This is a genomic window from Pseudomonas gozinkensis (assembly GCF_014863585.1).
Taxonomy (GTDB): Bacteria; Pseudomonadota; Gammaproteobacteria; order Pseudomonadales; family Pseudomonadaceae; genus Aquipseudomonas; species Aquipseudomonas gozinkensis.
In genome coordinates, this window is sequence record NZ_CP062253.1 from 2,035,368 (window position 1) to 2,053,985 (window position 18,618).

Here is an 18,618-nt window from a genome sequence, read left to right on the forward strand (position 1 = left end):
CATCCATGGCTCACGCACCACAGATCAAAATCCCCGCCACCTACATGCGTGGCGGCACCAGTAAAGGCGTGTTTTTCAGCCTCAAGGATCTGCCCGAAGCCGCGCAGATTCCCGGCCCGACCCGTGATGCGCTGCTGCTGCGGGTCATCGGCAGCCCCGACCCGTACGACAAGCAGATCGACGGCATGGGCGGCGCCACGTCCAGCACCAGCAAAACCGTGATCCTGTCGAAAAGCATCAAGGCCGATCACGACGTCGATTACCTGTTCGGTCAGGTGTCCATCGACAAGCCGTTCGTGGACTGGAGCGGCAACTGCGGCAACCTGTCGGCGGCGGTCGGCTCGTTCGCCATCAGCAACGGCCTGGTGGACGCCAGCCGCATTCCTCATAACGGCGTAGCGGTGGTTCGCGTCTGGCAGGCCAATATCGGTAAAACGATCATCGCCCACGTGCCGATCACCAACGGCGAAGTCCAGGAAACCGGTGATTTCGAACTCGACGGCGTGACTTTTCCGGCCGCCGAAGTCCAGGTCGAATTCATGGACCCGGCGGCGGAAGAAGAGGGTGGCGGCGGCTCGATGTTCCCCACCGGCAACCTGATCGACGATCTGGAAGTGCCTGGTGTCGGCACGTTCAAGGCGACCATGATCAACGCGGGTATCCCGACGATCTTCGTCAACGCCGAAGACATCGGCTACACCGGCACTGAACTGCAGAGCGCGATCAACAGCGATCCGAAGGCGTTGCAGATGTTTGAGACCATCCGCGCTTACGGTGCTTTGCGTATGGGCTTGATTTCGAATCTCGATGAAGCCGCCAGGCGTCAGCACACACCGAAAGTGGCCTTCGTCGCCAAGCCTGCGGATTACGTCGCGTCCAGTGGCAAAGCCATTGGCGCTGGAGACGTGGATTTGCTGGTGCGGGCGTTGTCGATGGGCAAGTTGCATCACGCGATGATGGGGACGGCGGCGGTCGCGATTGGTACGGCAGCGGCGATTTCCGGCACCTTGGTGAATCTGGCGGCTGGTGGTGTTGAGCGCAGTGCCGTGCGGTTCGGACATCCGTCCGGGACGTTGCGTGTTGGCGCAGAAGCTAGCCTGGAAAATGGTGAGTGGGTTGTGAAGAAGGCGATCATGAGCCGCAGTGCGCGCGTCCTGATGGAAGGCTACGTGCGCGTGCCTGGTGATTCCTTCTAAGGCTTACCCGAAACCTGTGGGAGCGAGCTTGCTCGCGATAGCGGTGTATCAGGCAGCATCAATGTTGGACGTGCCGGCCTAATCGCGGGCAAGTCGAATCGTCACACCGCCGCTCCCACAGGTTCTGTATTTCAACAATAAGAATGGTTTAAAACCAAGACTCAGCCTGAACCGAGGTCCCATCAACGAACCACTTTGAAGAGTGAATCGAACATGAGCGCCAACGTCGACCTGAACAACCGCCCCGACTACGACCGTGTCCTGCAGGACATCGCCGATTACGTCCTCAACTACAAAATCGAATCCACCGAAGCCCTCGACACCGCCCGCAACTGCCTGATGGACACCCTGGGCTGCGGTCTGCTGGCCCTGCGTTTCCCTGAGTGCACCAAACACCTCGGCCCCATCGTCGAAGGCACCGTCGTCCCATTCGGCGCCCGAGTCCCTGGCACCTCTTACCGACTCGACCCGGTAAAAGCCGCGTGGGACATCGGCTGCATCGTGCGCTGGCTCGACTACAACGACACCTGGCTCGCCGCCGAATGGGGACATCCGTCGGACAACCTCGGCGGGATTCTCGCGGTGGCCGATCACCTGTCGCAAAAGCGCCTGGCCAATGGCGAAGCGCCGTTGACCTTGCGTGATGTACTCGAAGCGATGATCATGGCCCACGAGATTCAAGGCGTGATCGCGCTGGAAAACTCCTTCAATCGCGTAGGACTCGACCACGTCATCCTGGTGAAAGTCGCCTCGACTGCCGTGACTGTCAAACTGATGGGCGCCAACCGGGAGCAGCTGTTATCGGCGTTGTCCCATGCGTTCGCCGACGGTCAGGCGCTGCGCACGTACCGACATGCGCCTAACGCCGGTTCGCGCAAATCCTGGGCGGCGGGGGATGCATCGAGCCGGGGCGTGCGGCTGGCGGATATCGCGATGCGCGGCGAAATGGGGATTCCCGGCGTCTTGAGTGCCAAACAATGGGGCTTTTACGACGTTTTATTCAGCCACACCAACAACGATCTGGCGCTCAAGCCTGAAGACAAACGCGCCTTCAGCTTCTCGCGGCCGTTCGGCAGTTACGTGATGGAGAACGTGCTGTTCAAGATCAGCTTCCCCGCCGAGTTCCATGCGCAAACCGCCTGCGAAGCCGCCGTAACCCTGCATCCGCAAGTGCGCAATCGTCTGCATGAGATCGACCGGATCGTCATCACCACCCACGAATCGGCGATCCGCATCATTTCCAAGGTCGGGCCGCTGGCCAACGCCGCCGACCGCGATCACTGCCTTCAGTACATGACCGCCGTGCCGCTGGCGTTCGGCAATCTGGTGGCCGAGCAGTACGAAGACGATTTCCACGAGGCCCATCCGATCATCGATGTGCTGCGCGAGAAAATGGTCATCGTCGAAGATCCGCGCTTCACCCGCGAATACCTGGAGGCCGACAAACGCTCGATTGCCAACGCGGTGCAGGTGTTTTTCAAGGACGGTTCGAGCACGGAAAACGTGGTGGTGGAATACCCGATCGGGCATCGCCGGCGTCGGGCCGAAGGCATTCCGTTGCTGGAGGACAAGTTCAGGGCAAATCTGGCCACCCGTTTCACCGGGCAGCGCAGCGGAGAGATTCTTGCGCTGTGCAAGGATCCGGCGCGGCTTGAGGCCACGCCAGTTAACCGATTTGTCGATTTGTTTGTTATCTGAGGGACCGCGTTATCGTTCTTCGCGGGCAAGCCACGCTCCCACAGGGTTTTGTTGTGAATGCAAAATCTGCGTACACCACAAAATCCTGTGGGAGCTGGCTTGCCAGCGATGGCGGCTGCAAGGGCGCTACAAATCTATTTAAAGCGCCGCTCGACGCCTTTCTCCACGAGGATCTTCGCGGAAATTTCTTCTACCGAGAAATGCGTGGAGTTGATGTTCGGGATGTTTTCGCGGCGGAACAGGTTTTCCACTTCGCGCACTTCGAACTCGCACTGGGCGTAGCTCGAATAACGGCTGTTTGGCTTGCGTTCGTTGCGGATCGCGGTGAGGCGGTCCGGGTCGATGGTCAGGCCGAACAGCTTGTGCTGGTGGGCGCGCAGGGCGGCCGGCAATTGCAGGCGTTCCATGTCGTCTTCGGTCAGCGGGTAGTTGGCCGCGCGGATGCCGAACTGCATCGCCATGTACAGGCACGTCGGCGTCTTACCACAACGCGACACCCCCACTAGTATCAGGTCGGCCTTGTCGTAATAGTGCGTGCGGGCGCCGTCATCGTTGTCGAGGGCGAAGTTCACCGCCTCGATCCGCTCCATGTAATTGGAGTTGTGACCGATGGAGTGGGACTTGCCGACGGTGTAGGAAGAATGCTCGGTCAGTTCCTGCTCGAGCGGGGCGAGGAACGTCGAGAAGATGTCGATCATGAAACCATTGGAGGTTGCGAGAATCTCACGGATGTCCTGATTGACGATGGTGTCGAAGATGATCGGCCGGAAACCGTCGGTTTCAGCGGCTTTGTTGATTTGTTGTACCATGGCCCGCGCTTTTTCCACGCTGTCGATGTACGGGCGCGTGAATTTGCTGAAGGTAATGTTTTCGAACTGCGCCAGAAGGCTTTGACCCAGGGTTTCGGCGGTGATGCCGGTGCCATCGGAGATAAAGAAAGCAGATCGTTTCATTTGCACCTTGGGCCTTAAGCTAATGAGTATTTCTGGATATGATAGGCGCGATTTGCCGGCCGCCATCGGCCCGCATTCTCACTTATTTTCCAGGTCCAGGCCATACAGCCGGCCAACGCTCCCCCGAGCCGCCGGTTTCTGAGCTTTTCCAACACAGTTAGTGGAGAGATCACCTTGGTAGAGTACGTAGTTTCCCTCGATAAGCTCGGCAAACACGATGTTGAGCATGTGGGGGGCAAGAACGCATCCCTGGGCGAGATGATCAGTAACCTGGCCGGTGCCGGTGTTTCGGTCCCCGGCGGCTTCGCCACCACGGCGCAAGCCTATCGCGATTTCCTGGAACTGAGCGGTCTGAACGATCAGATCCACAAGGCCCTCGATGCGCTGGACGTCGATGACGTCAATGCCCTGGCCAAGACCGGCGCCCAGATCCGCCAATGGATCATGGAAGCCGAATTCCCTGAAAAACTGAATGCCGAGATCCGCACCGCGTTCGCCGCGCTGTCGGCCGGTAATCCTGACGTGGCCGTGGCCGTGCGTTCCTCCGCCACCGCCGAAGACCTGCCGGACGCTTCGTTCGCCGGTCAGCAGGAAACCTTCCTGAACATCCGTGGCGTTGAAAACGTCATCCGCGCGGCCAAGGAAGTGTTCGCTTCCCTGTTCAACGACCGTGCCATCTCCTACCGCGTACACCAGGGCTTCGACCACAAACTGGTCGCCCTGTCGGCTGGCGTGCAGCGCATGGTGCGTTCGGAAACCGGCACCGCCGGCGTGATGTTCACCCTCGATACCGAATCCGGCTTCCGTGACGTGGTGTTCATCACCGGCGCCTACGGCCTGGGCGAAACCGTCGTACAAGGCGCGGTGAACCCGGACGAATTCTATGTCCACAAGGGCACGCTGGAGGCCGGTCGCCCGGCGATCCTGCGCCGCAACCTGGGCAGCAAGGCCATCAAGATGATCTACGGCGACGAGGCCAAGGCCGGTCGCTCCGTGAAAACCGTTGATGTCGACAAGGCCGAGCGCGCGCGTTTCTGCCTGACCGACGCTGAAGTCAGCGAACTGGCCAAACAGGCGATGATCATCGAGAAACACTACGGCTGCCCGATGGACATCGAGTGGGCCAAGGACGGTGACGACGGCAAGCTGTACATCGTGCAGGCCCGTCCGGAAACCGTGAAGAGCCGCACCCAGGCCAACGTCATGGAACGTTACCTGCTGAAAGAAACCGGCACCGTGCTGGTGGAAGGCCGTGCCATTGGCCAGCGTATCGGCGCGGGCAAGGTGCGGATCATCCGCGACGTGTCGGAAATGGACAAAGTCCAGCCGGGCGACGTACTGGTTTCCGACATGACCGACCCGGACTGGGAACCGGTCATGAAGCGCGCCAGCGCCATCGTCACCAACCGTGGCGGCCGTACCTGCCACGCGGCGATCATCGCCCGTGAACTGGGTATTCCTGCTGTTGTGGGTTGCGGCAACGCCACCCAACTGCTGAAAGATGGCCAGGGCGTGACCGTGTCCTGCGCCGAAGGCGACACCGGTTACATCTTCGAAGGCGAACTGGGCTTCGACATCAAGAAGAACTCCGTCGACGCCATGCCGGAGCTGCCGTTCAAGATCATGATGAACGTCGGCAACCCGGACCGCGCCTTCGACTTCGCGCAACTGCCGAACGCCGGTGTGGGCCTGGCCCGTCTGGAATTCATCATCAACCGCATGATCGGCGTGCACCCGAAAGCGCTGTTGAACTACGACGGCCTGCCGCAGGACATCAAGGAAAGCGTCGACAAGCGCATCGCCGGTTACGACGATCCGGTCGGCTTCTATGTCGAGAAGCTGGTTGAAGGCATCAGCACCCTGGCCGCTGCGTTCGCACCGAAGAAGGTCATCGTGCGTCTGTCGGACTTCAAGTCCAACGAATACGCCAACCTGATCGGCGGCAAGCTGTACGAGCCGGAAGAAGAAAACCCGATGCTGGGCTTCCGTGGCGCTTCGCGTTACATCAGCGAATCGTTCCGTGACTGCTTCGAACTCGAGTGCCGTGCGCTGAAACGCGTGCGCAACGAGATGGGCCTCACCAACGTTGAAATCATGGTGCCATTCGTCCGTACCCTCGGCGAAGCCAGTCAGGTTGTGGATCTGCTCGCCGAAAACGGTCTCAAGCGCGGTGAAAACGGTCTGCGCGTGATCATGATGTGCGAACTGCCATCCAACGCGATCCTGGCTGAAGAATTCCTCGAATTCTTCGACGGTTTCTCGATCGGCTCCAACGACCTGACCCAGCTGACACTGGGCCTGGACCGTGACTCCGGGATCATCGCGCACCTGTTCGACGAGCGTAATCCGGCGGTCAAGAAGCTGCTGGCAAACGCGATTGCCGCGTGCAACAAGGCCGGCAAGTACATCGGCATCTGCGGTCAGGGTCCTTCGGACCACCCGGACCTGGCCAAGTGGCTGATGGAGCAGGGCATCGAAAGCGTGTCGCTGAACCCGGACACCGTGCTGGAAACCTGGTTCTTCCTGGCTGAGGGTCAGGCGCAGGCCTGATCGGTGAGTGAAGAGGTCGGTCCCTGACCGGCCTCTTTAGGATTCAAGTAGGGCGAGCTCTCCGGATGCCGCCCTTTTTTGTGCAAGAGCATTATGCAAAGCAGCAGCAACCTATTTCCTGTCGCCCTGATCAGCGCCGAACGACGCGGTGATCTGAGCGAAGACGTTTACCGTTTGAAACCGGGCAACAGCCCTGACTGGTCCGTGGAAATCGCGGTGACCCGTCTCGGCATGGCCGATGAACCGGCGTCGCGCGGCGTGCCGGTGATCTTGCTGCACGGCAGTTTTTCCAACCGGCGCTTCTGGTTTTCGCCGAAAGGCCTGGGACTGGGCGCGTATCTGACGCGTCTGGGCTTCGATGTGTGGATCCCGGAAATGCGCGGTCACGGTCTGTCCCAGCGCAACGAGGACTACCGCCGCAACCGCGTCGCCGACTATGCCCGTTACGATCTGCCGGCCATTGCCGCGTTCGTCCGTGAGCAGAGCGGGCAGATTCCGCACTGGATCGGTCACTCGCTGGGCGGCATCACCTTGGCGGCCGCGCTGGGCGGCGAATACCTCGGTGAGCCTGCGGTGGCGTCGGCGGCATTTTTCGGCACCCAGGTCAGTCGCACATACTGGCCGCTGAAGATTCCGCCGGTGGAGTGGAGCGGGCGCTTCATTCTCAAGCGTTTTGCCCAGTTGTCCGGCTCGCGGCTCAAGCGCGGTCCCGAGGACGAGCCGATCGGTCTGGCGCTGGAAAGCATGCGCTGGTATGGGCTGTTCGGCCGTTTCGGCGACAAGGACAAGGATTGGTGGGCAGGCCTGGCCGATGTGCAGGTGCCGGTGCTGGCGGTGAGCGCGGCGGGTGATCATCAGGATCCGGCCTGGGCATGTCAGAAGCTGTTCGAACAGATCGGCTCCGAGCACAAGCAGTTCATCAACCTGGGCCGTGAACAGGGTTTCAACGATCAGTTCGGCCATGTCGAAATGCTGGTCAGCAAGGCTGCGCAGGCAGAGGTCTGGCCGCTGGTGGCGCGTTGGCTGGCGGATCAGCACACGCCGTTGCTCGGTGAGAAGCCGGATCTGGCTGCAGCGGTCTGAGCGCGGCGCCCTGAAAAGGGCATTTCGTTCGACTCGGCTTGCGGCTAAGATATGACGCATTGGACGGTTCTGGTCATATTTAGTGACTGTTTCGCTATTACGTTTCAGCTTGTGTTCAGGTTCGTTCAGCGACCATGACATGGGCTAAGGTAAACAGCGACCGCCGGAACTCGTTTCAAAAGAGTGCGACATCCTTGATCGTCTTCCTTGTTACAGGAGTTATTCGATGAACCATTACCTTACGCCTGACCTGTGCGACGCCTATCCGGAGCTGGTGCAGGTGCTGGACCCGATGTTCAGCAATTTCGGCGGCCGTGATTCGTTCGGCGGCGAGATCGTGACCATCAAGTGCTTCGAAGACAACTCGCTGGTCAAGGAGCAGGTCGAACTCAAGGGTAATGGCAAGGTGCTGGTGGTTGATGGCGGCGGTTCCCTGCGTCGTGCGCTGCTGGGTGACATGCTCGCCGAGAAAGCCTCGAAAAACGGTTGGGAAGGGCTGGTCATCTACGGTTGCATCCGTGATGTGGACGTCATCGCCCAGACCGATCTTGGCGTGCAGGCGCTGGCCAGCCACCCGATGAAGACCGACAAGCGCGGTATCGGCGACCTCAACGTGCCGGTGACCTTCGCGGGTGTCACTTTCCATCCCGGCCAGTACATCTATGCGGACAACAATGGCGTGATCATCTCGCCAAGTCCGCTGAAAATGCCTGAATAAATCGCGGTAACCACAGGGGTGAGGATGTTCGAGGAAGAAAACGCGCAATGGGGGCTGGTGCATGCCCTGGTGCTGGACGGTAAAGGCGGTGCGCGTTCGATAGCCCGGACTGATCTCGACGATCTGCAGCTGCAGGCCCATGAAAGCCTGTGGTTGCACTGGGATCGCAGTCATCCGCAGACCCAGACCTGGCTGCGCAAGTCCAGCGGGCTCAACGAGTTCACCTGCGATCTGCTGCTGGAAGAAAATACCCGCCCACGCCTGTTGCCGCTGCCGGACTCCGAGCTACTGCTGTTTTTGCGCGGGGTCAATCTCAACCCCGGTGCCGAGCCGGAAGACATGGTGTCGGTGCGGATTTTCGCCTCGGCCCAACGGGTGATTTCTCTGCGCTTGCGTCCTTTGCGCGCCACCGATGAGTTGCTGGTGATGCTGGGCGAGGGCAAGGGGCCGAAAACCTCGTCCGAGCTGATGCTGTATCTGGCGCAATTCCTCACCAACAAGGTGCAGGATCTGGTCACTTGCCTCTCGGAAGTGGTCGATGAAGAGGAAGAAAAACTGGATGCCGACGAACGGTATACCCCCGAGCACGGAGCCATTTTGCACATTCGTCGCCGGGCCGCAGGACTGAAGCGTTTTCTGGCACCACAGCGGGACATTTTCGGACAGCTGACGCGGATAAAACTGCCCTGGTTCGTCGATGACGATGCCGACTACTGGAATGAATTGAACAACAGCCTGACCCGCTATCTCGAAGAGCTCGAATTGACCCGAGAGCGCGTGGGGCTTGTGCTGGAGGCCGAAGACCGGCGTTTGAGCGTGCGCATGAATCGCACGATGTATCGCTTCGGGATCATCACCTGCATCTTTTTGCCGATGAGTTTTCTCACCGGTCTGCTGGGCATCAATGTTGGCGGTATTCCGTTCGCGAGCAGCCCTTATGGTTTCCTGATCGCCTGCCTGACGGTGCTCGCCCTGGCGTTCGGACAATGGTGGTTGTTCCGCCGTTTGCGCTGGGTATGACGATGCGCCATGTGACCCGACCAAATTTGCCCGCGTCTTTCACAGACATCACGAGAGGTGCGTATGCACGATCCGTTTGAACAGTCTTTGCGCGACATGCTCAACGCCTCGCCGTCCAGCCGCGACGACGATGCCTGTCTGGGCCGCGTACTCAAAACCGCCAACCGCCAGGTCGGCGCCGGCGATCTGTTCAGCCTGCTGGGCCGTTGGCTGCCCGCGCTGATGATTGCCCTGAATAACGGCTCGGCCCATGTCGCGCCGGTCTCCCGTCTCCGTAAACCTACCGCTCGCACTGCTGATAAGGCTGATTGAATATGGAACTTGATCTCTGGACTCAGAGCCTCGTCACTGCAATGACTGCGTTGTGGACCAAAGTCGCTAATTTCATTCCGAACCTGTTCGGCGCACTGGTTGTGCTGCTGTTGGGTTTTGTCGTGGCCAAGCTGCTGGACACCTTGCTGTCCAAACTGCTGGCCAAACTGGGCCTCGATCGCCTGATGGGCGGCACCGGCCTGACCAAATTGATGTCCCGCGCGGGGCTGCAAGTGCCGATCTCCACGTTGATCGGCAAGATCGTCTATTGGTTCGTTCTGCTGATTTTCCTGGTTTCGGCAGCAGAATCCCTTGGACTTGAGCGAGTTTCAGCTACGCTTGACATGCTCGCGTTGTATTTGCCGAAAGTGTTCGGCGCCGCGCTGGTATTGCTGGTGGGTGTTTTGCTTGCGCAACTGGCCAATGGCCTGGTTCGCGGGGCGGCAGAAGGCGTAGGCCTGGACTACGCTTCAGGACTTGGGCGAATTGCCCAGGGTCTGGTGATCATCATCAGCATCTCGGTCGCGATCAGTCAGCTTGAGGTCAAGACCGACCTGCTGAACCATGTGATCGTCATCGTATTGATTACCGTTGGTCTGGCGGTTGCGCTGGCCATGGGTTTGGGAAGCCGGGAAATTGCCGGTCAGATTCTTGCGGGAATCTATGTGCGTGAGTTGTATCAGGTTGGGCAACAAGTGCGTATTGGCGAGGTCGAAGGCCAGATCGAAGAGATCGGCACGGTTAAGACCACATTGCTGACCGATGAGGGTGAGCTAGTCTCTCTCTCCAATCGGATCCTGCTGGAGCAGCATGTGAGTAGCCGCTAACCCGGCAAACCCTGCTAATGTATGCCGCCGCAAAATGCCAGCTGTCGCTGGCTGCGGTGGACATTGACCTGACTGTCGGCACGACTTGTTTTGAATAAAGCCCAAACGCTATCCACGCGCTACGACCCCCGCGAGCTCTCTGATGAGGAGTTGGTCGCGCGCTCGCATACCGAGCTTTTTCACGTAACGCGCGCGTATGAAGAACTGATGCGGCGTTACCAGCGGACATTATTTAACGTTTGTGCGCGATATCTTGGGAACGATCGCGACGCAGACGATGTCTGTCAGGAAGTGATGTTGAAGGTGCTGTACGGCCTGAAGAACTTCGAGGGGAAATCGAAGTTCAAGACATGGCTATATAGCATCACCTACAACGAATGCATCACACAGTATCGGAAGGAACGGCGAAAGCGTCGCTTGATGGACGCACTGAGTCTTGACCCCCTCGAGGAAGCGTCCGAAGAAAAGGCGCCGAAACCCGAGGAGAAGGGTGGACTTGATCGCTGGCTGGTGTATGTGAACCCGATTGACCGGGAAATTCTGGTGCTACGATTTGTCGCAGAGCTGGAGTTTCAGGAGATCGCAGACATCATGCACATGGGTTTGAGTGCGACAAAAATGCGTTACAAACGCGCTCTTGATAAATTGCGTGAGAAATTTGCAGGCATTGCTGAAACTTAGTTCGGCGCAAATATCTCTTACGTGTAGGCAAGTTCTGATAGACTTGCCGCCGAGTTGTCCCCCGGTTTGCGGGACTGCTTCACAATCACCAGATGGGGATTTAACGGATGAAACTGAAAAACACCTTGGGCTTGGCCATTGGTTCTTTGATTGCCGCCACTTCTTTCGGCGCTCTGGCACAAGGCCAAGGCGCAGTTGAAATCGAAGGCTTCGCAAAGAAAGAACAATTCGACAGCGCTCGTAACTTCAAGAACAACGGCAACCTGTTCGGCGGTTCCGTAGGTTACTTCCTGACCGACGACGTAGAACTGCGTCTGGGCTACGACGAAGTGCACAACGTGCGTGCCGACAACGGCCGTAACATCAAGGGCGCGAACACCGCTCTGGACGCTCTGTACCACTTCAACAACCCGGGCGACATGATCCGTCCATACGTTTCGGCCGGTTTCTCCGACCAGAGCATTGGTCAGAACCAAGGCGGTCGTAACCGTTCTACCTTCGCCAACGTTGGCGGCGGTGCCAAGCTGTACTTCACCGAGAACTTCTACGCCCGTGCTGGCGTTGAAGCTCAGTACAACATCGACCAGGGCGACACCGAGTGGGCTCCTAGCGTCGGTATCGGTGTGAACTTCGGTGGCGGCTCCAAGCCAGCTGCTGCTCCAGTTCCAGCACCAGCTGAAGTCTGCTCCGACAGCGACAACGACGGCGTTTGCGACAACGTAGACAAGTGCCCGGACACCCCAGCCAACGTAACTGTTGACGCTGATGGCTGCCCTGCAGTTGCTGAAGTTGTTCGTGTTGAGCTGGACGTCAAGTTCGACTTCGACAAGTCGGTTGTGAAGCCAAACAGCTACGGCGACATCAAAAACCTGGCTGACTTCATGAAGCAGTACCCATCCACCACCACTACTGTTGAAGGTCACACTGACTCCGTCGGTCCTGACGCTTACAACCAGAAACTGTCCGAGCGTCGTGCAAACGCCGTTAAGCAAGTTCTGACCAACCAGTACGGTGTTGAATCGTCCCGCGTTCAGTCGATCGGCTACGGCGAATCCCGCCCAGTTGCTGACAACAAAACTGAAGCTGGCCGTGCTGTTAACCGTCGCGTAGAAGCGCAGGTTGAAGCTCAAGCTAAGTAATTAGCTGCCGCTACGAGAAAAGCCCGGCTTAGGCCGGGCTTTTCTTTGCCTGCGATTTGATGAAGCCGGGATTGTCAGGCCAGGCGATCGGCTGCCCAGCCAATCGAATCGACTTGGGTTGCAGCTGCTGCGACGGCGCCTATGACCAGAATCGCAGGGCTCTTGAGCCGGAAATCAAGGGCATCGATCTCCATGGCTGTCAGATCGCTGCGGCATTCGCGTTGCTCTGGCAGCGAGGCGTTCTCGATCATCGCCACCGGCGTATCCGCCGCCATCCCCCCCGCCAACAGCTGTTCGCGAATCTCGCCGAGCTTCGCCACTCCCATGTAGATCACCAGCGTCGTCCCGCCTTGCGCCAGTGCGCGCCAGTTCAACGGGCTATCGTCCTGGGTATGAGCCGTGACCAGCGTCACCCCCCGGGCCACGCCGCGCAACGTCAGCGGAATATCACACTGGGTCGCGCCGGCCAGTCCGGCGGTGATGCCATTGACCAGCTCCACCTCGACCCCGCGCTCGCGCAACCACTGCGCTTCCTCACCTCCACGCCCGAAAATGCACGGATCGCCGCCCTTGAGCCGCACCACGCATTTACCCTGACGGGCGTAACGCAACATCAGCCGATGGATGAACGCCTGGGGCGTCGAGCGGCAGCCGCCGCGTTTGCCGACCGCGATAATCCGCGCGGTAGGGCAGTGCTCAAGTACCGCCTCATTGACCAGATCGTCGATCAGCACCACCTCGGCTTCGCGCAAGGCACGTACCGCTTTGAGCGTCAGCAATTCAGGATCACCGGGACCTGCGCCCACCAGCCAGACTTTCGCGTTCATGGTGTTTTCCTCTTCAGATAACGGCGACCGGACGCACTTCGGCGGCCAGCAAACGCTTGATTTCCGAGACGCAGGAACCGCATTGCGTGCCGCACCCCAACTTGTTTTTCAAACCCTGCAGATCCAGACCTTCACGGATACCGGCGCAGACCGCGCTATGGCTGACGTTCTTGCAGTTGCACAAGGTTTTGTCCGCCACAACCTGCGCGCCGGCATTGCCCGGCGGTGCACTCATCGGCGCCAGCAGCCAGCGCCGCAGTTGTTCGTCGGCGCGGCCTTCCAGCCACAGGCCTTGCAACCAGTGCTGAGCAAGAGTTTCACCGGCCAGACGGATCGCGGTGATTCGCCCGTTCTCGATGCGCACCCGCTTGCCGATGGCACGGCGAGGATCGTCATAAGCCAGCACCGGCCCGTCGATCAGGGCCAGGCACTGGTCGATTTCACGCAGCAATTGCGGCTCTGGCGCCACGGCGCTGGCTGCGCGAATCAGCAACGCAGGCCGTTCACGTCCGACAAGGCTGAGACTTGCGTAGGAAAACGCCTCGCAGATCGGTCGAAGCGCCTCGAAATGCCGTTGAACATCGCCCTCGATCAGTGCGAACAGTTGCCATGGCAATACCACCGGTTCCAGCCGCACGCCGCTGTGCTTGAGCTCCGGCTGTTTCGACAAAGGATCGAAGGCGGGCAGAGTCAGGCTGTTCACGCCTCCTTTGAGGAAACGATCACCCCAGTGCATCGGCAGGAACGCCTGGCCCGGACGCACGCTGTCATCGCTGGCGACTGCCACGATCACCGCACCCCGACGACTTTTCAGATTCACCAGATCCCCCGGTTGCAAGCGGTGGCGGCGCAATTCGTCCGGGTGCAGGCTCAACACCGCTTCGCTCACATGGCCGAATAACTGCGCCGCAGTACCGGTGCGGCTCATACCGTGCCATTGATCGCGCAGGCGGCCGGTGATAAGGGTCAGTGGAAAACGCGCGTCACGTTGTTCCTTGGCGGCGCGATAGGGATCGGCAACGAACTGCGCGCGCCCATTTGGCGTAGGAAAGATCCCATCGCCATACAGCCGGGCCGTGCCTTGGCGGGCGCCAGCGGGGAAGGGCCATTGCTGTGGCCCCAGTTCATCAATCAACCCATGGCTGATTCCGGACAAATCCAGATCGCGCCCCCGGGTCAGTTGTTTGTACTCATCAAACAACTGCGACGGTTGCTCGAAAGCAAACAGCCCCGGTTGTTGCGGGCGCAGACGTTTCTCCAGTCGTTGTGCGAAATCCACCGTGATCGCCCAGTCCGGACGCGCTTCACCCGGTGCGGCAATGGCTTGGCGGACGTGGGAAATCCGCCGCTCGGAGTTGGTCACCGAGCCTTCTTTCTCGCCCCAACTGGCCGCCGGCAACAGCAGATCGGCAAACGCCGCGGTTTCGGTGGTACGGAACGCCTCCTGCAACACCACGAACGGACAGGCTTCCAGCGCCGCGCGCACGGCGTTCTGGTCCGGCATCGATTGCGCGGGGTTGGTGCAGGCAATCCACAGCGCCTTGATCTTGCCGCTGCGTACTTGCTCAAACAGTTCGATGGCACTGAGCCCGGTATTTTCCGGCAACGAATCCACGCCCCAATACGCCGCCACTTCGGCGCGGTGTTCCGGATTGGCGACTTCACGATGGCCCGGCAACAGGTTGGAAAGACTGCCGGTTTCGCGCCCGCCCATGGCATTTGGCTGACCGGTCAGGGAGAAAGGTCCTGCACCCGGCCGGCCGATTTGCCCAGTGGCCAGGTGCAGATTGATCAGCGCGCTGTTCTTCGCGCTGCCGGCGGTGGACTGGTTCAGGCCCATGCACCACAGCGAGAGAAAACTCGGCGAGGTGCCGATCCATTCGGCGCACTGCTGCAATTGCTCGACACTGATCCCGCACAGTTGCGAAACCATGGCCGGGGTGTAATCGCGCACCAGGCTTTTCAGCTCGGCGAGCCCGTCGGTATGGGCCTTGATGAAGTCGCGGTCGATCCAGTCTTCCCACAGCAACAGATGCAAAATCCCATGGAACAACGCGACATCGGTGCCCGGCAAAATCGCCAGATGCAGGTCCGCCAGATCGCAGGTGTCGGTGCGCCGTGGGTCGATGACGATGATTTTCATCTGCGGGCGGCGGGATCTGGCTTCTTCGAGGCGGCGAAAAAGCACCGGATGGGCGTAGGCCATGTTACTGCCGACGATCACTACGCAATCGCTCAACTCCAGGTCTTCGTAGCTGCACGGTGGTGCGTCGGCGCCGAGGCTGCGCTTGTATCCGACCACTGCTGAAGACATGCACAGCCGCGAATTGCTGTCGATGTTGTTGGTGCCGACCAGCGCTCGAGCCAGTTTGTTGAAGGCGTAGTAGTCCTCGGTCAGCAACTGTCCGGAAATGTAGAACGCCACGCTGTCCGGGCCGTGTTCGGCGATGGTGTCGGCAAACACGTTGGTAGCGTGATTCAGCGCGGTGTCCCAGTCGCAGCGGCTGCGCGCCAGGCTTTTGCCCAGGCGCAACTCCGGGTAAAGCGCTCGTGCTGCCAGATCGCCGGTCAGGTGCAGGGTCGAGCCTTTGCTGCACAGTTTGCCGAAGTTGGCCGGATGCGCCGGATCGCCGCTGACGCCGAGAATGCGCTCGCCGTCATGCTCGATCAGCACGCCGCAGCCGACTCCGCAATAACAGCAGGTCGAGGCGGTCATCTGGCGGTTCATCAGACGGCGTCCCGCAGGGCCAGTTGCACGCGGCCGTTTTCGACCCGGGCCGGGTGGTGGTGGGCGCAACCGACGTCCGGCGCCTGGGCTTCGCCGGATTGCAGGTCGATCTGCCAGTTGTGCAACGGGCAGGCGACACGTTTGCCGTAGATCAGTCCTTGGGACAACGGGCCGCCCTTGTGCGGGCAGCGGTCATCGAGTGCGAAAACTTCGTCGTCACTTGTGCGAAAGATCGCGATGTCACCTTTGGGCCCGGCGATGATCCGCGAACCGAGGGCATTGATCTCTTCCAGGGCACAGATATCGAGCCAGTTCATGCCGGCACCTCCAGGTTTTTCACGGGGATCACGTCGAATTCTTTCTTCAGTTGCGGCTGGGCGAGGCGCTCTTTCCACGGGTCCTGTTCGAACGACAGGGAGAATTGCAGGCGCTCGTTCAGAGCCTTGCGGCGCTCGGGATCTTCCAGCACGGCGTTCTTGATGTGCTCCATGCCGACCCGTTGCAGGTAGTGCACGGTGCGTTCGAGGTAGAAGGCTTCTTCGCGGTACAGCTGCAGGAACGCGCCGTTGTATTCGCGCACTTCCTCGGCGGTCTTGAGCTTGACGAAGAACTCGGCGACTTCGGTCTTGATCCCGCCGTTGCCACCGATGTACATCTCCCAGCCGGAATCGACGCCGATGATTCCTACGTCCTTGATCCCCGCTTCCGAACAGTTGCGTGGGCATCCGGAGACCGCCAGCTTCACTTTGTGCGGCGACCACATGTTGAACAGGTCGTGTTCGAGGTCGATGCCCAATTGGGTCGAGTTCTGCGTGCCGAAGCGACAGAACTCGCTGCCGACGCAGGTTTTCACCGTACGGATCGATTTGCCGTAGGCGTGGCCGGACGGCATGTCGAGGTCTTTCCACACACCGGGCAAGTCCTGTTTCTTGATCCCCAGCAAGTCGATGCGCTGGCCGCCGGTGACCTTGACCATCGGCACCTGATATTTGTCCGCCACGTCGGCGATCCGCCGCAGTTCCGACGGGTTGGTCACGCCGCCCCACATCCGTGGCACCACCGAATAGGTGCCGTCCTTCTGGATGTTGGCGTGGGCCCGCTCGTTGATCAGGCGCGACTGCGGATCGTCCTTGGCCTCGCCGGGCCAGGTGGAAATCAGGTAGTAGTTGAGGGCCGGGCGGCAGGTGGCGCAGCCGTTCGGGGTGCGCCAGTTGAGATAGCTCATGGTGCCGGCGATGGTCAGCAGATGCTGTTCGCGAATGGCCTGTCGAATCTGGCCATGGTTGAGATCGCTGCAACCGCAGATGGCTTTTTCGCTTTTCGGTTTGACGTCCGCCGCGCCGCCGACGGTGTTGATCAGGATCTGTTCGACCAGACCGGCGCAGGAGCCGCAGGAGCTGGCGGCCTTGGTGTGTTTCTTCACCTCGTCGACGCTGAACAGCCCGTGTTCCTGAATCGCCTTGACGATGGTGCCCTTGCACACGCCGTTGCAGCCGCAGACTTCGGCGTTGTCGGCCATGCTCATGGCTTTGTCCTGGCCCTGATGTCCTACGTCGCCAAGTGCGTTTTCTCCAAACATGAGGTGATCGCGGATCTCGCCGATGGTGTGATTCTCACGAATCTGCCGGAAATACCAACCGCCATCTGCCGTATCGCCGTACAGACAGGCGCCGACCAGCACGTCATCCTTGATCACCAGTTTTTTGTACACCCCGCCGATCGGGTCGGAGAGGGTGATGGTCTCGGTGCCTTCGCCGCCCATGAAGTCGCCGGCGGAAAACAGGTCGATGCCGGTGACCTTCAATTTGGTCGACGTCACCGAGCCCTGATAACGGGCGAAACCCAATTGGGCCAGGTGGTTGGCGCAGACCTTGGCCTGTTCGAACAACGGCGCGACCAGGCCGTAGGCAATGCCGCGGTGGCTGGCGCACTCGCCGATGGCATAGATGCGCGGGTCGTAGGTTTGCAGGGTGTCGTTGACCAGGATCCCGCGATTGCACGGGATACCGGCCTTTTCCGCCAGTTCGGTGTTGGGGCGAATGCCGGCGGCCATGACCACCAGATCGGCGGGGATGATGTCGCCGTTCTTGAATTGCACCGAGCCCACGCGACCGTTGCCGGCATCGTGCAGGGCCTGGGTCTGTTCGCACAGGCGAAAGTGCAGGCCACGGGATTCGAGGGCGGTTTGCAGGAGCTGGCCGCTGGTCTTGTCCAGTTGCCGCTCCAGCAGCCACTCACCGAGGTGCACCACGGTGACGTGCATGCCGCGCAGCATCAGGCCGTTGGCGGCTTCGAGACCGAGCAGGCCACCGCCGATCACCACGGCGTGTTTGTGGGTCCTGGCGGTGTCGATCATCGCCTGGGTGTCGGCGATGTCGCGGTAACCGATCACGCCCTGCAAGGTGTTACCGGGGATCGGCAGGATGAACGGTGTCGAGCCGGTGGCGATCAGCAGGCGATCGTAGTCGGCCTCGGTGCCGTCTTCGGCGATCACCCGGCGTTTGACCCGGTCGATCTCCACCACTTTGCGGTTGAGCAGCAGTTTAATGTTGTTTTCCAGGTACCAGTCGAGGTCGTTGAGCACGATCTCCTCGAAGGTCTGTTCGCCGGCCAGCACCGGCGACAGCAGGATGCGGTTGTAGTTGGTGTGCGGTTCGGCGCCGAAGACCGTGATGTCGTACAGCTCGTTGCTCAGCTTGAGCAGTTCTTCCAGGGTGCGAACCCCGGCCATGCCATTGCCGATCATCACCAGTTTGAGTTTTTTCATCAGGTTCTCCGGGAGCATCGGGCTTGCCTCTTGTGGGCAGTCAGGCCTTGCTCGACAAAAATGGCGCAAACAAAAAAGGCGTCCCGCCAGTTACCTAGCGAGGACGCCTTTGTCCTTGT

The 18,618-nt window shown here is 60.0% G+C and carries 15 protein-coding genes; 10 read left to right on the forward strand and 5 right to left on the reverse strand.

All coding sequences use genetic code 11. From position 1 onward, the window contains the following. Positions 1 to 5 precede the first annotated feature (5 nt). Positions 6 to 1,196 carry a 2-methylaconitate cis-trans isomerase PrpF gene (prpF, locus tag IHQ43_RS09245; RefSeq protein ID WP_192564109.1) on the forward strand — a complete coding sequence of 397 codons (1,191 nt, stop codon included), beginning with the start codon at positions 6 to 8 and terminating at the stop codon, positions 1,194 to 1,196. Positions 1,197 to 1,409: 213 nt separating this feature from the next. Beyond that, entirely contained in the window at positions 1,410 to 2,894 is a 1,485-nt protein-coding gene (gene prpD / locus IHQ43_RS09250) for a 2-methylcitrate dehydratase (protein ID WP_192564110.1), read from the forward strand. Between the two features lie 134 nt (positions 2,895 to 3,028). On the opposite strand, the gene ppsR is transcribed toward prpD, so the two are convergent. Next, positions 3,029 to 3,847 carry a posphoenolpyruvate synthetase regulatory kinase/phosphorylase PpsR gene (gene ppsR / locus IHQ43_RS09255; RefSeq protein WP_007951980.1) on the reverse strand — a complete coding sequence of 273 codons (819 nt, stop codon included), beginning with the start codon at positions 3,845 to 3,847 and terminating at the stop codon, positions 3,029 to 3,031. A gap of 174 nt (positions 3,848 to 4,021) precedes the next feature. Here ppsR and ppsA point away from each other — a divergent pair, with 174 nt between their 5' ends. The 8 genes from ppsA (at position 4,022) to IHQ43_RS09295 (ending at position 12,177) form a co-directional block, all read left to right on the forward strand. Continuing rightward, complete coding sequence (gene ppsA / locus IHQ43_RS09260; protein WP_192564111.1) at positions 4,022 to 6,397, forward strand: phosphoenolpyruvate synthase; 2,376 nt, start codon at positions 4,022 to 4,024, stop codon at positions 6,395 to 6,397. Between the two features lie 93 nt (positions 6,398 to 6,490). Then, complete coding sequence (locus tag IHQ43_RS09265) at positions 6,491 to 7,480, forward strand: alpha/beta fold hydrolase (RefSeq protein WP_007951983.1); 990 nt, start codon at positions 6,491 to 6,493, stop codon at positions 7,478 to 7,480. A gap of 226 nt (positions 7,481 to 7,706) precedes the next feature. Further along, the gene (rraA, locus tag IHQ43_RS09270) at positions 7,707 to 8,198 is read left to right on the forward strand and encodes a ribonuclease E activity regulator RraA (protein WP_007951984.1); all 492 of its coding nucleotides are present in this window, start codon (positions 7,707 to 7,709) and stop codon (positions 8,196 to 8,198) included. Between the two features lie 24 nt (positions 8,199 to 8,222). Beyond that, a complete protein-coding gene (locus IHQ43_RS09275) occupies positions 8,223 to 9,218 on the forward strand; it encodes a zinc transporter ZntB (RefSeq protein WP_007951985.1) in 996 nt (331 codons plus the stop codon). Positions 9,219 to 9,281: 63 nt separating this feature from the next. After that, the gene (locus IHQ43_RS09280) at positions 9,282 to 9,530 is read left to right on the forward strand and encodes a hypothetical protein (RefSeq protein WP_007951986.1); all 249 of its coding nucleotides are present in this window, start codon (positions 9,282 to 9,284) and stop codon (positions 9,528 to 9,530) included. Between the two features lie 2 nt (positions 9,531 to 9,532). Further along, the gene (locus IHQ43_RS09285) at positions 9,533 to 10,357 is read left to right on the forward strand and encodes a mechanosensitive ion channel family protein (RefSeq protein ID WP_007951987.1); all 825 of its coding nucleotides are present in this window, start codon (positions 9,533 to 9,535) and stop codon (positions 10,355 to 10,357) included. A 90-nt stretch (positions 10,358 to 10,447) separates the two neighbouring features. Then, positions 10,448 to 11,038: an RNA polymerase sigma factor SigX gene (gene sigX / locus IHQ43_RS09290; protein ID WP_011333251.1), complete on the forward strand. Its 591-nt coding sequence runs from the start codon at positions 10,448 to 10,450 to the stop codon at positions 11,036 to 11,038. 107 nt (positions 11,039 to 11,145) lie between these two features. Next, complete coding sequence (locus IHQ43_RS09295; RefSeq protein WP_192564112.1) at positions 11,146 to 12,177, forward strand: OmpA family protein; 1,032 nt, start codon at positions 11,146 to 11,148, stop codon at positions 12,175 to 12,177. Positions 12,178 to 12,251: 74 nt separating this feature from the next. Here the strand turns inward: IHQ43_RS09295 and cobA are convergent, their stop codons facing one another. From cobA to nirB, 4 genes are read right to left on the reverse strand one after another with little or no spacing between them, the layout of a single operon-like run. Beyond that, the gene (cobA, locus tag IHQ43_RS09300) at positions 12,252 to 13,004 is read right to left on the reverse strand and encodes a uroporphyrinogen-III C-methyltransferase (RefSeq protein ID WP_192564113.1); all 753 of its coding nucleotides are present in this window, start codon (positions 13,002 to 13,004) and stop codon (positions 12,252 to 12,254) included. Between the two features lie 13 nt (positions 13,005 to 13,017). Next, positions 13,018 to 15,732, reverse strand: a complete 2,715-nt coding sequence (locus tag IHQ43_RS09305; RefSeq protein WP_192564114.1) for a nitrate reductase — start codon at positions 15,730 to 15,732, stop codon at positions 13,018 to 13,020. Then, positions 15,732 to 16,049, reverse strand: a complete 318-nt coding sequence (gene nirD, locus IHQ43_RS09310) for a nitrite reductase small subunit NirD (RefSeq protein WP_007951992.1) — start codon at positions 16,047 to 16,049, stop codon at positions 15,732 to 15,734. Before nirD ends, IHQ43_RS09305 begins: the two co-directional genes overlap by 1 nt. Further along, a complete protein-coding gene (gene nirB / locus IHQ43_RS09315; protein ID WP_192564115.1) occupies positions 16,046 to 18,499 on the reverse strand; it encodes a nitrite reductase large subunit NirB in 2,454 nt (817 codons plus the stop codon). The genes nirD and nirB overlap by 4 nt, the downstream gene beginning before the upstream one ends. Between the last annotated feature and the right edge of the window lie 119 nt (positions 18,500 to 18,618).

Excerpts from the sequence above, each read along its gene's own strand:
- prpF (WP_192564109.1), top strand. The coding sequence starts at position 6 with ATGGCTCACGCACCACAGATCAAAATCCCCGCCACCTACATGCGTGGC.
- prpD (WP_192564110.1), top strand. The coding sequence starts at position 1,410 with ATGAGCGCCAACGTCGACCTGAACAACCGCCCCGACTACGACCGTGTC.
- ppsR (WP_007951980.1), bottom strand. The coding sequence starts at position 3,847 with ATGAAACGATCTGCTTTCTTTATCTCCGATGGCACCGGCATCACCGCC.
- IHQ43_RS09265 (WP_007951983.1), top strand. The coding sequence starts at position 6,491 with ATGCAAAGCAGCAGCAACCTATTTCCTGTCGCCCTGATCAGCGCCGAA.
- rraA (WP_007951984.1), top strand. The coding sequence starts at position 7,707 with ATGAACCATTACCTTACGCCTGACCTGTGCGACGCCTATCCGGAGCTG.
- IHQ43_RS09275 (WP_007951985.1), top strand. The coding sequence starts at position 8,223 with ATGTTCGAGGAAGAAAACGCGCAATGGGGGCTGGTGCATGCCCTGGTG.
- IHQ43_RS09280 (WP_007951986.1), top strand. The coding sequence starts at position 9,282 with ATGCACGATCCGTTTGAACAGTCTTTGCGCGACATGCTCAACGCCTCG.
- IHQ43_RS09285 (WP_007951987.1), top strand. The coding sequence starts at position 9,533 with ATGGAACTTGATCTCTGGACTCAGAGCCTCGTCACTGCAATGACTGCG.
- IHQ43_RS09295 (WP_192564112.1), top strand. The coding sequence starts at position 11,146 with ATGAAACTGAAAAACACCTTGGGCTTGGCCATTGGTTCTTTGATTGCC.
- cobA (WP_192564113.1), bottom strand. The coding sequence starts at position 13,004 with ATGAACGCGAAAGTCTGGCTGGTGGGCGCAGGTCCCGGTGATCCTGAA.
- IHQ43_RS09305 (WP_192564114.1), bottom strand. The coding sequence starts at position 15,732 with ATGAACCGCCAGATGACCGCCTCGACCTGCTGTTATTGCGGAGTCGGC.
- nirD (WP_007951992.1), bottom strand. The coding sequence starts at position 16,049 with ATGAACTGGCTCGATATCTGTGCCCTGGAAGAGATCAATGCCCTCGGT.
- nirB (WP_192564115.1), bottom strand. The coding sequence starts at position 18,499 with ATGAAAAAACTCAAACTGGTGATGATCGGCAATGGCATGGCCGGGGTT.